A 14,604-nucleotide genomic window follows, 5' to 3' on the forward strand; every position below is an offset into this window, starting at 1 on the left:
CTATGTCGTTCGCGGTCGCCTATGGCGATTGCAGCTGGAACCGATTGGAATATTGCAGCGTTCGCGAGAGAACAATCGGATTATTGATTGATTTTTCGGTCCACACCCATGTGCTCCGAAAGAGTAGGAAAGGGAAAATTCCAATGAAGATAAGAAAACTGTGGGCCAGCCTTGCTGCCGTGGCCATGACGGTTGCTGGTCTGGCGGTGGGGGCCACTACAGCCAACGCCGCCGACGAAATATTGAACGATTCGCAGACCGTGACGTTCACCGCTTCAAGCGCGGATCAGTTGTCGGGCCGTACGTTGAGCGCCTATAAGCTGGCCAATTACACGACGGGCTCGAACAAAATAAGCGTTTCGGACAATGCCAGAGCGGCCATCACGTTAGCTTTGTCGGAGATCTTCCCGGATGATGCCAAAACACTGCAGTCGGATGATGTCTCTGATCCGCTGCTGTGGGTATTGGTGAAGGGCAAGCTCGATGATGCGGCGATGCGTCAGCTTGCGAACGCGTTGGAAGAAGACGTCGAATTGTTGGGTACCGCCACAACGGTGACGTTATCCAACGTAACAGGAAGCGGTAACAGCTGGCAGTCGACGGTGACTCTGCCTGCTGGCTGGTACCTGTTCGTGGATAATAACAGCGATGCAGGTAAGACCCCGTCTCAGGCCATGATTGTGGGAACGCTGTGGGACAAGATGGCTGACAGCGGAACGGTGAATCTCAAGGCCGAGGACTTTGTGAAAACCGCCGATCGTCTGAACGTGAGCGTGGGCGACGAAGTCCACTACACGCTGAAGAACTTCAATGTACCGAATCTTGCCGGTGTGGCTGAGCAGGATTTCTTCTACCGCATCTACGACTACCCGTCTAAGGGCCTGACCGTGGATACTGCCACCGTCAAGGTGTTCATCGACGGTAAGGAGCTTCCCCGCACTGAGTACTGGGTGACCCCAGCCAACGTCGTGGGCACCCGTGAGGTCGGTGCCGAAGTCAAAGAGTCGGCGGACGCGTACTTCACCATCGATCTGACCACTTACTTGTTTAACAACTGGTCGAATAATCTGGAAGGCCAACCGATCGTCATCACGTACACCGGTACTGTGAATGATGAGATCAGCAGCAACCGTGGCGAGTACGCGGAGAACGAAGCGTGGCTCGACAACAGCGGACGTAAAACCCCTCATTACAAGTACAAGGTGTACACCGGCCACTTCAGCTTCACCAAGGTCGATGCCAACGGCAGGACCCTGAACGGTGCCAAGTTCACGGTGCAGTTCACCGATGCTGCGGATAACTCCACCGAGGCTGACAAGGCCAATGTCGGTAAGTGGCTGGGAGAGCAGGATGACAACGGCAACTGGACGTTCATTGACCGTGATGGTAAGCCCTACGAGTTCGAAAGCGAGGACGGTGTCTTCACCTTCGAAGGTCTGGCACCGGGCACCTATGTAGTGACCGAAACCCAGCAGCCGGAAGGTTTCTTGGGCATCATGGCTTCCTTCACCATCACGATCACCAACACGACTGAAGATTCGGACAATTCCACCTTCACCATGAAAGGCAACAACGACATCTGGGGTCTGGTCAATGGGACGGATCAAACGGTGAAGAACCTGACGGTTCCCAATCTGCCCAAGACCGGTGCGGGCGGCATCGCGATATTCTCCGTGATCGCACTGCTGGTCGCGGGCGCGGCATTGGCCGTGGGCTTCAAAGCCCGCGATGCCAAGCGCATGTTCAACCGGTGATTGAATGATTAATACGGATGGACGGAGTGGCGTATGCCATTCCGCCCATCCTTCTTTGTGCAGCGCGGAATACGCGGATGGATTAGCTAAAGGAAAGGACGTGTCCGATATGGGGAGGTTCACAATGGATGAGGTCGCTTACCTGAGCGCGTTGCCGGCCGTGGAGTCGGTGAGTGAATCCGGTCGCATCAAATATGCGGAATGGTTCAAAATTGAGTTCCTGCGCTGTTACTGGAGGGGAGAGTCGCCCTCGCGCATCTTCCGCAGGGCGGGGATGGATTCCGGACTGTTGGGATTGAAAAGAATCGAACGTTGCAGCGCCCGCTGGCGTGAGAATCCCGAATTGGTGGCGGCGTCGAAACAGAAAGTGGGGGAGGAGCTTGATTCCGTACGCGGCGGCATGCTGTCGAATACGGATCTGCGTATGCCGCCGGGCAAGTCGGTGAGAAATGTTCCCGATGCGCGTGACGCGGTGATTCGATGGCAGCTTATGCGCATCGTCGAACTGGAGCAGGAACTCGCCTTGGTACGTGGACGGAAAGGCGTCGATGGACGCAGAGTCTGAAAACATCGCCTCCGAACTATGTTTTGAGGAAGTCATCGATATCGCGGATGTCGCGGCTTCCCAGCGCCGGTGGCGGCGCCGGTATGCGCTGCTGCGCGCCATATCGACGATACTGCTGACCGTGGCGTTGTGCGTGGGGGTGTATCCGCTGGCCTTGCAATTCCAATCGGCCCGGCGATTGGAGAGCGAGTCGCAGACCAGTGAGCAGAGCGTGCTGCAATGGGTGTATCCGCGGGCCGAAGACGAATTGGCCGCGGCCAGATCGTACAACGAGCGGCTCGCGCAATCCGGGCAGCCGGTGTTGGGCGATGCCAAGGATCCGTTCTCTTCGTCGCAGGGCGCGTCCCAGGCCAGCGGCGAAGACACGATCGCTTCGAAAGACGAGGAATACCAATCCTTGCTCGATACCGGAGGCGGAGTGATGGGAACGATTCGCATTCCGCAGATCTCGGTGACGTTGCCGATCGGCCACGGCACCAGCGAAGAGACTCTGCTCGCCGGCGCCGGGCATCTGTACGGCACCTCGCTGCCGGTGGGAGGGGCGTCGACCCATGCCGTGATCACCGGGCATCGTGGCCTCACCCAAGCCGCGATGTTCACCCGACTGGACGAGCTGGAACTCGACGACTACTTCTACATCGAAGTGTTGGGGAAGACCCTGGCCTACCGGGTCGACAACATCAGCGTGATCGAGCCGGACGACACCAGTTCCCTGCGGGTGACGCAAGGCGAGGATCGTGTGACCCTGATGACCTGCACGCCGTACGGTGTGAACACGCATCGTCTGCTGGTGTCCGGAGTGCGCGTGAACATGCCCTACCCTGCCCCCGAACCCTCGAATGTGTATGACGCGCGCGCCATCGCCCTCACAACCGGCTTCGGCATCCTCGCCGCCGGCGTGACAATGGTGTTCATCGCTCGCCGCGTCAGACGTTCGCCCAGGATGCGCGCGGCGGGAAGCCCCGCGCATGCGTCGTGCTGAACTGACCTGAATATAATTACGCGGAAAATAGGCGACTTCCGTAATTCCGTTCACTGAGTTTTTCTCAGCGACCGGAATTACGGAAGTCGCCGTTTTCTCGTGTAATCCCGTTCACTGAGTTTCCGCCAGTGAACGAAATTACGGAAGTCGCCTATACACTGGTGCGTATGGTGAATGAAAAGCAGAAGCGGGTGCGCAAGAGTCCGCAGGAGCGGCGGGAGGAAATCGTCGAGGCCGCGACCCGTCTGGTGAGCGAGCGGGGGTTCAACGGCATTTCGCTCAAAGACGTGGCCGACGAGGTGGGGATGAGCCAGCCCGGACTGCTGCACTATATCGGCACCAAAGAGGGGTTGCTGTCAATGCTGGTCACGGACAGTTACGACACCACCGGCACTCCGGAGGATTTTCTGAAGTCCGGGTTGCCCGGCAGTGATCCCGAAGCCCTGTCGTTCCCGTCGTATCTGCGTTTTTTGGTGCGGCATAACGCGGCCCGCCGCATGATGGTGCAGATGTATATGATTCTGCAAACGGAGTCGCTGAACCCCGACCATCCGATGCATGAGTATTTCGGCAACCGCCCGGATGCGGTGTGGGACTATTACAGCCAGTTCCCCTGGAGGATCCCCGAGCAGTTGGGCTCATGGGATGAGTCGATGAGGCCGGTGGTGCGCCAGTGCATCGAGGCGATGGACGGCATCCAGCTGCGGTGGCTGCGCAGGCCGCCGATCGATATGTACGACGAATGGCTGGCGTTCGAGCGGATGATTTTCCCCTCACCGATGTGGGATAGGTACCGCTGATATATACCTTGCGTTCGGTAGGTAAGAAAGACGTTGTTGACTGGACTTGACAACGTCTTTTCTTTCCCTTATCCTTCTATTATCTAATGCCCATTAGATATAAAACAAAGGAGTTTATGATGAGCGCAGCAACGGTTGACCATATCCTCTTTGGCGCCGCCTACTACGACGAATACCTGATGATGAAGGATCTCGATCGCGTCGACACCGACATGCAGATGATGGTGGACGCCGGCATCAACGTGATCCGCATCGCCGAATCCACATGGAGCACTTGCGAGCCGCAGCCCGGCGTCTTCGACTTCTCCCATGTCGACCGCGCGCTCGACGCCGCCCACCGCCACGGCATCGACGTGATCGTGGGCACCCCGACCTACGCCGTGCCGACCTGGCTGGTCAAAATGCATCCGGACGTGCTGGCCGTCACCCCGAACGGCGAAGGCAAGTACGGCTCCCGCCAGATCATGGACATCGTCAACCCCGCCTACCGCTTCTACGGCGAGCGCGTGATCCGCGAACTCATCAGCCATGTCGCCGACCATCCGGCCGTCATCGGCTATCAGGTGGACAACGAGACCAAGTACTACGATTCCGTCTCCGCCGACATGCAGGCGCTGTTCGTCAAGTACCTGCGCGGCAAGTTCAACGACGACCTCGACGCGCTCAACGGGCATTTCGGCCTCGACTACTGGTCGAACCGCATCAACGCGTGGGAGGATTTCCCCGACGTGACCGCCTCCATCAACCAGTCGCTGCGCGGCGAATTCGACGTGTTCCGCCGCGCCCAGGTGGCCGAATTCCTCGCCTGGCAGGCCGATATCGTGCGCGAATACGCCAAGGAAGGCCAGTTCGTCACCCAGAACTTCGACTTCGAATGGCGCGGCTACTCCTACGGCGTGCAGCCCGCGGTCGACCACTTCAAGGCCTCCCGGGCCCTCGACATCACCGGCGTGGACATCTACCACCCCACCGAAGACGAACTCACCGGCAAGGAGATCGCCTTCGGCGGCGACATGACCCGCTCCACCAAGGATGGTGCCAACTATCTCGTGCTCGAAACCGAAGCCCAGGGGCAGCACGGCTGGCTGCCGTTCCCCGGCCAGCTGCGCCTGCAGGCCTACAGCCACCTCGCCTCCGGCGCCGACTCGGTGATGTACTGGCATTGGCATTCCATCCACAACTCCTTCGAAACCTACTGGAAGGGCCTCATCAGCCACGATCTGGAACCGAACCCCACCTACCGTGAGGCCGGCGTGTTCGGCAAGGAGATCGCGCAGGTGGGGGAGCGCCTCGTGCATTTGCGCAAGCGCAATCAGGTCGCCATCATGGTGAGCAACGAGGCGCTGAGCGCCCTCGAATGGTTCCGCCTTGAAACCGGCTTCCCCGACGGCGTGGGCATGAACTACAACGATGTGGTGCGCCGCGTGTATGACGCGCTGTTCGCGCTCAACATCGAATGCGACTTCGTGCCCGTCGACGCGCCGGCCGAACGCCTCGCCAAGTACGCGATGGTCGTGACCCCGGCCCTGTACTGCGCTCCGCAGGCCACCACCGACACCCTGCGCGACTACGTGGCGAACGGCGGCCACCTCGTCTCCACGCTGCGCTCCTTCGTCACCGACGAAGAGGTGACCGTGTGGCACGACCGCGCCCCGCACAACCTCACCGACGTGTTCGGCATGACCTACAACCAGTTCACCCGCCCGAAGGGCAACGTGCCCGTCGACTTCGCCGGCGCGCTCAGCGGCGCTGCCCAGGCAGACGCGGAAGCGCTGATCGAACTGCTCAACACGGACGCAGACACCCTCATGCTCGCCTCCTACGGCCACTATGCATGGAAGGATTATGCGGCCGTCACACGCCACGCCTTCGGCAAGGGCAGCGCCGAATGGATCGGCACCGTGCTCGACGCCGACGCCATGAAGGCCGTGCTGGCCGAAGCCGTGGCGAACGCCGGCATCGAATCGGATGGCGCCGCGCTCGCGGGCTCTGTTGTGGTGCGCCAGGGCGAGAACGCCAAGGGCGAAACCGTCACCTACCTGCTCAACTACTCCGCCGAACCGGTTACGGTCGCCAGCCCCGTCGCGGGCGAGGTGGTTGTCGCTCCGGTCGTCGTCGGCACGGAGGGCACGGTGGATGAGGCGGCCTCGGCGGATCTGCCCGCCAAGGCCGGAGCCAAGGTCGCGGTCGGCGACGAGCTGACCATCGGCCGCTGGAACCTGATGGTGATCGCCGGCTAGGGAATCAGCAGGTCGATCAGAGCCTTCCACTCGCCGACGAAATCGACCTCGCGCGCACCGTTGAGCCAGCGCAGCTGCAAGCCTTCCATGGCGGACAGCGCCTGCACGGCGGTGCGCTCGGGGTCGGCCACGCCATCGCGCTTGGCGGCGAAGGCGTACTCCTTGAGCAGATTGATCTCACGCGCCTCGAAATACTCATGTGCCGGATGGTCCTGGCTTAAGGCCTCGCTTTCCAGCAGGGTGTAGAGGCGCACCAGCTCAGGCCGCGCTGCGTTGGTCTCCACGGTGGCGTTGAGGATGGCCTTCAGTCCGTGGTCGCAGTGGTAGGCGATGCCGTCGGCGAGCACGTCGCCGGTCACGCCCTCGACTCCGAGATGTTCGGCGATGGCGATCTGGTTGATGCGGTCGGCGTGCTTCAGCGCCTCCACCAGCAGCTCCTCCTTGCCGGAGAAGTAGTACAGCAGACCGGCTTCGGTGATGCCCTCGGCGTCGGCCACGTCGCGGATGGTGAAGCCCCAGAACCCGAACTGGGAGATGCAGGAGATGGTGGTGTCCAGGATATGCCTGCGCCGGTCCTCTGCGCTCATGCGTTTGGTGGGGGAGGGTGTGCGTCGTCTCATCGGCGCTCCTTTCTGGAGTGCGCGCGTCGTGCGGCAGGTCTCATATCAGATGAATTTGTCTACTTACAAGGTACTAGGTAAATGAGAAGGAGGTGTCGATTCCTCGGCGCGACACGCCGAATTTCCAGCTTTAGTTAGATGGGATTATTATCTAACTAAGCAATTACTAAGTACTGGAAAACAAGAACGGTGATTGCCCTACAACTCAAAGAGGAGTAGATCACCGCCGATTGCGAAATACTCGATAACCACACGAATATTCCGTATACCGGTACGGACCATGACGTCCATGATTTGCAAGAAAAGAGGTTTCCCAATGAGCGATCCGTTTACCGCCGCGCCCTCCAAGGAAGAGCGTCTGGCCGCGTACAACGCGAACATCGCCGCCGCCAACGCCGACCCGGCCCTGTCCCCGGCGACCGGCAACCCGCTGGACAAGCTGTCCGTCGCGCGATACGGCGCCGGCTTCCTGATCTTCGGCATCCTGTGGATGAGCGGCCTGGGCATCGTGTCCGCCGTGCTGCTGCCGGAGCACTACAAGAGCATCGAGGGCATCCAGCCCGAGGCCCTGCTGGGCATCGTGAACGCCGCCACCGCGGTCGCGTCCCTCGTCTCCAACCTGCTGTTCGGCAACTTCTCCGACCGCTCCCGCTCGCGCTTCGGCCGCCGCACCCCGTTCATCCTCGGCGGCGCGGTCCTGGGCGGCGTGACCCTGTTCCTGACCGGCACCACCACGAACCCGGTCCTGCTGACCGTGTTCTACTGCGCCTGCATGTTCGGCCTCAACTGCATGATCGCCCCGATGGTCGCGATCCTCTCCGACCGCGTGCCCTCCGGCATCCGCGGCACCATGAGCGCCTTCTACGGCGCCGGTGCCACCATCGGCTCGCCCATCGGCACCATGATCGGCGCCCTGTTCATCACCAACCTGATCCCCGGCTTCGCCGTCGCCGGCGTGCTCATGTTCCTCGGTGGTCTGGTCTCCGTGCTCATCATGCCCAAGGAGGGCCCGGCCGACTTCCTGCCCAAGGACAAGGGCTCCTTCGCGGACGTGCTCATGAGCTTCCGCCCGCCGAAGTTCTCCACCGCGCACGACTTCTACAAGGCGTTCGCCGGCCGCTTCTGCATGCTGGTGAGCTACCAGATGATCTTCGCCTACCAGCTGTACATCATCCAGAACTACGTGGGCCAGACCGCCGAGGAGTCCGCCGTCACGATCTCCGTGATGTCCTCCATCATCATGGTCGTCTCCCTGATCGGCTCCTTCATCTCCGGACCGGTCTCCGACATCATCGGCCGCCGCAAGCTGCCCGTGATCGTCGCCTCCGTGCTGTTCGCCGTCGGCATCGCCATGCCGTGGATCATGCCCTCCACCACCGGCATGTACCTCTTCGCCGGCATCGCGGGCCTCGGCTACGCGGTCTACTCCGCCGTCGACCAGGCCCTGCTTGTGGACGTGCTGCCGAACAAGGAGGAGGCCGGCAAGGACCTCGGCATCCTCAACCTCGCCACCACCCTCGGCCAGATGGTCGGCCCGATCATCATGAGCGCCATCGTGCTGTCCCTGGGCTACGCCTTCGCGTTCCCCATCTCCATCGCCCTGGCAATCATCGGATGCTTCTTCATCATGGTCATCAAGAACGTCAAGTGATCCCTTCTCCCAGCGCCCCGCGTCAGGGCGGCTTCCAGTCGGCCGGACGCGGGGCGTTCCCTATTCCCAATACTTTTCCAATCCCATGCAAAGGAGCATGATATGACCACGTGGATCGCCACGACGCAAGAGAACAAACTTGAGGACCGCTCGGCCGACATCGCCGCCACCGGCGCCACCACCGCCCCCGACCTGCAGCTCACCGGCGAGGAATTCCAAGCCCTGCGCGGCTTCGGCGGCTGCTTCAACGAGCTCGGCTGGCTGCCCTTGCAGCAGGTGAGCGAAGAGGAGCGCGACCAGATCATCAAGGAGCTGTTCAGCCCCGACGAGATGAACTTCACCTTCAACCGCGCGCCCGTCGCCGCCAACGACTTCGCCGACCATTGGTACAGCTACGACGAGATCGAAGGCGACTATGAGATGGAGCATTTCTCCGTCGAAAACGACGAAAGCACGCTGATTCCGTACATCCACCGCGCCCAGGAGTGGCAGCCCGACATGCAGCTGTTCTCCAGCCCGTGGTCGCCGCCCACCTGGATGAAGCGCCCGAAGGCCTACAACTACGGCCGTCTGATCCAAACTCCGGAGAATCTCAAGGCCTACGCCAAGTATCTGGTCAAGTATGTGCAGGCCTATGCCGAGCATGGCATCACCGTCAACCAGCTGCATGTGCAGAACGAGGTGTTCGCCGACCAGAAGTTCCCCAGCGCCCTGTGGGACTCCGAGGCGATGAAGGTGTTCATCCGCGACTATCTCGGCCCCGCGTTCGAGGAGGCCGGGCTTGACACCGACATCTGGCTGGGCACGCTCAACGGCCCCGAAGACATGGCATGGACCGGCGGCGGTTACGGCATGCGTCTGAACAACTACAACCGTTACGTCGACAACATCCTCTTCGACGACGAGGCGCGCAAGTACATCAAGGGCATCGCCTACCAGTGGGCCGGGCAGAACTGCATCGCCCGCACGCACGAGTCGTGGCCCGAGATCGAGCTGATCCAGTCCGAATCAGAATGTGGTATGGGCGACAACAGCTGGGAGTATGCGGAATACATCTTCCACCTGATCAACCATTACCTGCGCAACGGCGCCACCGCCTACACCTACTGGAATATGATCCTCGACGACCAGGATTCCACATGGGGATGGTGGCAGAACTCCCTGTTCACCATCACCGCCGACACCCATGAGGTGCGCCGCAATCCCGAATACTACGTGATGCGCCACTTCTCGCAATTCGTGCGCCCCGGCGCGAAGGTGCTCGGCACCACCGGCCACTTCAACTCCATGGCCATCGCCTTCCGCAACCCCGATGGCACCATCGCCGTCGTGGCGCAGAACGCGCTCGAAACGGAGATGCCGTTCGAATTCGCGGACCCGGCCGACGCCTCGCGCGGCATCAAGGCCACCCTCGCCCCGCGCTCCTTCAACACCTTCGTGCTGGACTAGGGGAGCGGCTGAAGTCATAAGAAAACGTCTTGCGGCCCATCCGGAAAGGATGTGCCGCAAGACGTTTTCTTAGTCTTGTTTCCCCACATCGCGATGGGTATCCGAATCGTAGCTGGAATCCGTAGGCCGCTGCCAATCGAAACGTGGACGCTCCGTAAAATCATCATCGAGGGTGATGAGTCTTTATCCAGTGCGTCGCAATGGAAAGCAGCACTCCGACTGAGGAAAAAACGAAGCCGAGTATGAGGTAATCGAGCGGCGGAAAGTAGATATTCCATCCACGGAACATATTTAACGATGTGCCGATGATCATCGTCGCAATCAACGACAATATCCCTGAAAGCAGTATGGTCAGCAGGTTTGCGCATACGCCTCGATGAGATCTCCCCGATTTGAAGCCGATATAAAGAAGCTGGCATGGGAGAACAATCCATAGCACGCCATAAATCGACAGAACTGACGGGAACACCCATATGACCACAAGCGATATTATCCAGACAAGCGCCTGAATCAATATAGGGGCTCTCCTCCGGGAGTTTGCGCCTCCCGTTCCTTCTTTGTGACTCATTCCACACATTGCGGCACCCCATTCCTTATGACTTCTTCTGCCGGTTGGGGCGATGGGCGGTGTCCATGTCGAGATACTGGGTGATGTCTTCTTCGCCCTCGTCGAAGATTTGGTCGAATTCCAGGGGCGTCTTCTTTGATGGCGTTTTCATATGAAAAGGCTATCACTTTCGATATGTGCTCTGGAAAGATGCGCGGGTAATGTCTGTTTAATTGACTGCTGGATGTTAGACGTGTGGGATGAGATCGTTGTATCTGATTTTTACGCGCATGTAATATCGGAGAGCAGACGGGTATGGGCCGGACGGAAGGATGATGTGGTGCTTTCAGTGTCCGTTGTGGAGGATGACGACGATTGCCGCACGCAGATGTGCGACTTTCTGCAGCGCTACGGCCGCGAGTGCGGCGAGCGCGTCGAAGTGACGACCTATGAGGACGGCGACGGCATCGCCAAGCAGTACAAGCCCGGCTGCGACATCATCCTGATGGATATCGAGATGCGCTTCATGAACGGCATGGACGCGGCCGCCGAAATCCGCAGAACCGACGACGCCGTCACTATCATCTTCGTCACCAACGCACCCCAATACGCGATGAAGGGGTATGAGGTGGGCGCGTTCGACTACATCCTCAAACCCATGACCTACGGCACGTTCCGCCAGCATTTCGAGCGTGCGGTCCGCAGCCTGCGCAGGCGGCAGGGGAGTTTCGTGACGCTGCCCATGGCGGGCGGCTTCCAGCGCGTGCGCACCGACGCCATCCGATACGTCGAGGTGCGCGACCATACGCTGGTGCTGCACACGACCAACGGCGACATGGCCGCCCGCGTCACCATGCGCGAGCTGGAGGAGAAACTCGACAGGAGCGTGTTCTTCCGCTGCAACAAGATGTTCCTGATCAACCTCGACTATGTGGACGGGCTCAACGGATCCGACGTGCTGATCGGAGACGAGACGGTGATCGTCAGCCGCGCCCGCCGCAAGCCCTTGCTGGACGCGCTTAACGACCGCATGGGGGAGACGGCGTTATGAGTCCGGATAATCCCATGGATATGACGCTGGTCGAAACCCCCGGCAGCTACTACATGTTCGCCTACTGGTTGGCCGCGCTGGTGCTGTGCGTGGCGCGTATGCCGCGCCGCTTCGACTGGTGGCGCACCACCGCCCTGTCGCTGGGCGCGATCGGCCTGCTGGAGGGGTGGATGCGGCTGACCGACGGCATTCCCATGATGCTGTACGTGCCCAGCGTCGCGTTGTGCATGGCGGTGGTGTTCGTTTTCATCCTCGCGACGTGCCGGTTGAACGCCATGCAGGCCGGATACTACACGGTGCAGGTGGTGATGCTGGGGGAGTTCGCCGCCTCGCTTGAATACCAGATCTACTACTATCTGATCAGCCGCTGGTCGGTGCCCAGCGTGCAGGTGGCGAACGTGGCGTGTCTGGTGGTGATCCATGCCGCGGTATTCTCGGCGGCGTGGTTGCTCACCCGGCGCAGTCGCGGCTCCGGCCCGGAATTGCGCGTGCGTTGGAACGATCTGCTGACGGTGGTGTTCATCGGTCTGTTCGCTTATTCGCTGAGCAATATCAGCTATGTGCTTTCGGACACTCCGTTCAGCACCACGCTGTCGGGCGAGTTGTTCATCATCCGCACGATGACCGATTTCGCCGGTGTGGCCATGCTGTTCGTATTCGACCTGCAGATGCGCGAACGGAACCTCGAGGTGGAGCAGGCGGCGCTGCGCTCCATGCTGCAGATGCAGTACAACAGCTACCGCATCTCCAAAGAGAGCATGGATGTGGTGAACCGCAAATATCATGACCTCAAACATCAGATCGCGCTGCTGCGGGCCGAAGGCGGTGACGCGAACGCGCATCTCGACCGACTCGAGCGGGAGATCGGTGCGTATGAGGCCGCCTACCGCACCGGCAACGACGTGCTCGACACGATGCTCACCATGAAAACCGAACGATGCCGCACGCTCGGCATCCAACTGCAATGCGTGGCGCAGGGGGAGAGCCTGGAATTCATTGATCCGATGGATTTGAGCTCGCTGTTCGGCAACGCTTTGGACAACGCCATCGAAGCGGCCGGCCGCGTGCGCGACGCCGACCGCCGGCAGGTCCTCTGCTCGGTCGCGGAGCGCAAGGGCTTCGTGCAGATCTGCGTCGAGAACGGATGCGAGGGGCCGGTCTCTTTCGACAAAGGCGTGCCGCGCAGTACCAAAGGTGACGATGTCAATCACGGCTTCGGATTCAAAAGCATGCGTGAGATCGTGGAACGCTACGGCGGCTCCATCACCGCGCGGGTCGATGACGGTCGTTTCATCCTGCGTATGCTGATTCCCGTGCGCTCGGCCTAATCCGGCGAACTGCCCGATCGCGTCGCAGAATGACAGTTCACGGCATAATCGCCACCGATGGCGTTCGCCGGGCCCTTCTCCCATGCCGCGTTCGGTACGTTGGAACCATCACAACAACGTGACGAACGAGACGAGGAGGTTCTCCCATGGCAGCGCTTCAGGCCTTCAACCCGTATCTGCCGAGCTACGAGTATGTGCCCGACGGCGAACCGCACGTGTGGGGCGACCGCGTGTACCTGTACGGCTCCCACGACCGGTTCAACGGCTACAGCTTCTGCCTCAACGACTACGTGTGCTGGTCCGCTCCGCTGAACGACCTGGCCGACTGGCGCTACGAGGGCGTGATTTTTTCGCGAGATCAGGATCCGCACGGCAACCGCAACCGCATCCAGTACGGATTCGCCGCCCCCGACATGTGCCAAGGGCCGGACGGACGCTACTATTTCTTCTACTTCATGGGCGACCACTACATCAAGGTGGCCGTCTGCGACGAGCCCGCCGGACGCTATGAGTATCTTGGCGTGGTCAAATACGCCGACGGTGTGGCGTTGGGCATGCGCAACGAGCCGAAGATGTTCGACCCCGGCGTGTTCGTGGACGACGACGGCCGCATCTACCTGTATTCCGGATTCGCGCTGCAGTCCAATCCGATTCTGCTGCACGGCGAGAAACCCACCGTCAAGGGTGCCATGGTGTTCGAGCTCGAACCCGACATGCTCACCATCAAGCCCGGCTATGAGGATGTGCACTACATCGGCGTGCCCGGACCGGGCGCCGCCGAGGGCACGGGCTATGAGGGGCACGAGTTCCTGGAGGCCGCCTCGATGCGCAAATTCGGCGACACCTACTATTTCGTCTACAGCTCGCAGTTGAGCCACGAACTGTGCTATGCGACCAGCGACAATCCGGTGAGCGGATTCCGCTTCGGCGGCGTGCTGATCTCCAACGGAGACATCGGACTCGACGGACGCACCGCCCAGAAGGCGACCAACTTCACCGGCAACAACCACGGCAGCCTGATTGAACTCAACGGCAAATACTACGTCTTCTACCATCGCCAAACGAACCGGCACCAGTTCTCCCGGCAGGCCTGCGCCGAGGAAATCCGGTTCGAGGATGGCAGGTTCCTGCAGGTCGAAACGACGTCGTGCGGACTCAACGGGGGCCCGCTCACAGGGAAAGGAGTATATGAGGCAAGAATCGCCTGCAATCTGATGTCCGCCAAGGGCACCCGATTCTACGGAGCGTTCAGAGGACTCAAAGGCCACGAGCCCTATTTCACGCAAACCGGGAAAGACCGCGAAAGCAATCCGGACCAGTACATCGCGAATATGAGAAACGGCGCGACCGCCGGCTTCAAATACTTCGCGCTGGACGATACGCGACGGATCGCCATCAGCGGCAAGGGCAACGCGCGCGGACGGATGGTGGTGTCGACTCGTATGCACGGCGAACCGGTCGCCAGCATCGACGTCACGCCGTCCACACGCATCACCACGTTCCCCGCGGCGGCATTGAAGCCGCAGACGGGAGCGCAAGCGCTGTACTTCACTTTTGAAGGCACCGGCGCCTTTGATTTCCATCAATTTGAACTGAACTAGAACAAGGAGAGCAGCG

Annotated in this window: 12 protein-coding genes; 10 read left to right on the forward strand and 2 right to left on the reverse strand. The window is 60.5% G+C overall.

Translation table 11 applies throughout. The annotated features are described in order from the left end of the window. Window positions 1–2 precede the first annotated feature (2 nt). The 5 genes from AC1AV0_RS07125 (at window position 3) to AC1AV0_RS07145 (ending at window position 6,341) form a co-directional block, all read left to right on the forward strand. Entirely contained in the window at window positions 3–1,754 is a 1,752-nt protein-coding gene (locus AC1AV0_RS07125) for a SpaA isopeptide-forming pilin-related protein (RefSeq protein ID WP_476572552.1), read from the forward strand. Between the two features lie 109 nt (window positions 1,755–1,863). After that, complete coding sequence (locus AC1AV0_RS07130) at window positions 1,864–2,319, forward strand: hypothetical protein (RefSeq protein ID WP_476572554.1); 456 nt, start codon at window positions 1,864–1,866, stop codon at window positions 2,317–2,319. Further along, window positions 2,303–3,301 carry a class C sortase gene (locus tag AC1AV0_RS07135; protein WP_476572556.1) on the forward strand — a complete coding sequence of 333 codons (999 nt, stop codon included), beginning with the start codon at window positions 2,303–2,305 and terminating at the stop codon, window positions 3,299–3,301. Before AC1AV0_RS07130 ends, AC1AV0_RS07135 begins: the two co-directional genes overlap by 17 nt. A 167-nt stretch (window positions 3,302–3,468) precedes the next feature. Further along, window positions 3,469–4,101 carry a TetR/AcrR family transcriptional regulator gene (locus tag AC1AV0_RS07140; protein ID WP_476572597.1) on the forward strand — a complete coding sequence of 211 codons (633 nt, stop codon included), beginning with the start codon at window positions 3,469–3,471 and terminating at the stop codon, window positions 4,099–4,101. A 119-nt stretch (window positions 4,102–4,220) separates the two neighbouring features. Beyond that, window positions 4,221–6,341: a beta-galactosidase gene (locus tag AC1AV0_RS07145; RefSeq protein ID WP_476572558.1), complete on the forward strand. Its 2,121-nt coding sequence runs from the start codon at window positions 4,221–4,223 to the stop codon at window positions 6,339–6,341. On the opposite strand, the gene AC1AV0_RS07150 is transcribed toward AC1AV0_RS07145, so the two are convergent. After that, entirely contained in the window at window positions 6,338–6,961 is a 624-nt protein-coding gene (locus tag AC1AV0_RS07150; RefSeq protein ID WP_072725860.1) for a TetR/AcrR family transcriptional regulator, read from the reverse strand. The genes AC1AV0_RS07145 and AC1AV0_RS07150 overlap by 4 nt on opposite strands. A gap of 316 nt (window positions 6,962–7,277) precedes the next feature. Between AC1AV0_RS07150 and AC1AV0_RS07155 the strand changes: the two genes are divergently transcribed. Beyond that, window positions 7,278–8,612 carry an MFS transporter gene (locus AC1AV0_RS07155; protein ID WP_072725862.1) on the forward strand — a complete coding sequence of 445 codons (1,335 nt, stop codon included), beginning with the start codon at window positions 7,278–7,280 and terminating at the stop codon, window positions 8,610–8,612. A 102-nt stretch (window positions 8,613–8,714) separates the two neighbouring features. After that, complete coding sequence (locus AC1AV0_RS07160; protein ID WP_072725864.1) at window positions 8,715–10,061, forward strand: glycoside hydrolase family 30 protein; 1,347 nt, start codon at window positions 8,715–8,717, stop codon at window positions 10,059–10,061. 593 nt (window positions 10,062–10,654) lie between these two features. On the opposite strand, the gene AC1AV0_RS07165 is transcribed toward AC1AV0_RS07160, so the two are convergent. Next, window positions 10,655–10,780 (reverse strand): hypothetical protein, encoded by a 126-nt coding sequence (locus AC1AV0_RS07165; RefSeq protein ID WP_264298322.1) that lies wholly within the window; start codon window positions 10,778–10,780, stop codon window positions 10,655–10,657. A gap of 168 nt (window positions 10,781–10,948) precedes the next feature. Here AC1AV0_RS07165 and AC1AV0_RS07170 point away from each other — a divergent pair, with 168 nt between their 5' ends. The 3 genes from AC1AV0_RS07170 (at window position 10,949) to AC1AV0_RS07180 (ending at window position 14,588) form a co-directional block, all read left to right on the forward strand. Beyond that, complete coding sequence (locus tag AC1AV0_RS07170) at window positions 10,949–11,659, forward strand: LytR/AlgR family response regulator transcription factor (protein WP_072725868.1); 711 nt, start codon at window positions 10,949–10,951, stop codon at window positions 11,657–11,659. Further along, window positions 11,656–12,987, forward strand: a complete 1,332-nt coding sequence (locus tag AC1AV0_RS07175) for an ATP-binding protein (RefSeq protein WP_083570220.1) — start codon at window positions 11,656–11,658, stop codon at window positions 12,985–12,987. The genes AC1AV0_RS07170 and AC1AV0_RS07175 overlap by 4 nt, the downstream gene beginning before the upstream one ends. 146 nt (window positions 12,988–13,133) lie before the next feature. Then, a complete protein-coding gene (locus AC1AV0_RS07180; protein WP_072725871.1) occupies window positions 13,134–14,588 on the forward strand; it encodes a family 43 glycosylhydrolase in 1,455 nt (484 codons plus the stop codon). Window positions 14,589–14,604: the final 16 nt, after the last annotated feature.

Source organism: Bifidobacterium sp. LH_558 (assembly GCF_056356295.1).

Bases quoted from the DNA above. Each gene is read 5' to 3' on its own strand.
- AC1AV0_RS07125 (WP_476572552.1), top strand. From the start codon at position 3: ATGTCGTTCGCGGTCGCCTATGGCGATTGCAGCTGGAACCGATTGGAA.
- AC1AV0_RS07130 (WP_476572554.1), top strand. From the start codon at position 1,864: ATGGGGAGGTTCACAATGGATGAGGTCGCTTACCTGAGCGCGTTGCCG.
- AC1AV0_RS07135 (WP_476572556.1), top strand. From the start codon at position 2,303: ATGGACGCAGAGTCTGAAAACATCGCCTCCGAACTATGTTTTGAGGAA.
- AC1AV0_RS07140 (WP_476572597.1), top strand. From the start codon at position 3,469: ATGGTGAATGAAAAGCAGAAGCGGGTGCGCAAGAGTCCGCAGGAGCGG.
- AC1AV0_RS07145 (WP_476572558.1), top strand. From the start codon at position 4,221: ATGAGCGCAGCAACGGTTGACCATATCCTCTTTGGCGCCGCCTACTAC.
- AC1AV0_RS07150 (WP_072725860.1), bottom strand. From the start codon at position 6,961: ATGAGACGACGCACACCCTCCCCCACCAAACGCATGAGCGCAGAGGAC.
- AC1AV0_RS07155 (WP_072725862.1), top strand. From the start codon at position 7,278: ATGAGCGATCCGTTTACCGCCGCGCCCTCCAAGGAAGAGCGTCTGGCC.
- AC1AV0_RS07160 (WP_072725864.1), top strand. From the start codon at position 8,715: ATGACCACGTGGATCGCCACGACGCAAGAGAACAAACTTGAGGACCGC.
- AC1AV0_RS07165 (WP_264298322.1), bottom strand. From the start codon at position 10,780: ATGAAAACGCCATCAAAGAAGACGCCCCTGGAATTCGACCAAATCTTC.
- AC1AV0_RS07175 (WP_083570220.1), top strand. From the start codon at position 11,656: ATGAGTCCGGATAATCCCATGGATATGACGCTGGTCGAAACCCCCGGC.
- AC1AV0_RS07180 (WP_072725871.1), top strand. From the start codon at position 13,134: ATGGCAGCGCTTCAGGCCTTCAACCCGTATCTGCCGAGCTACGAGTAT.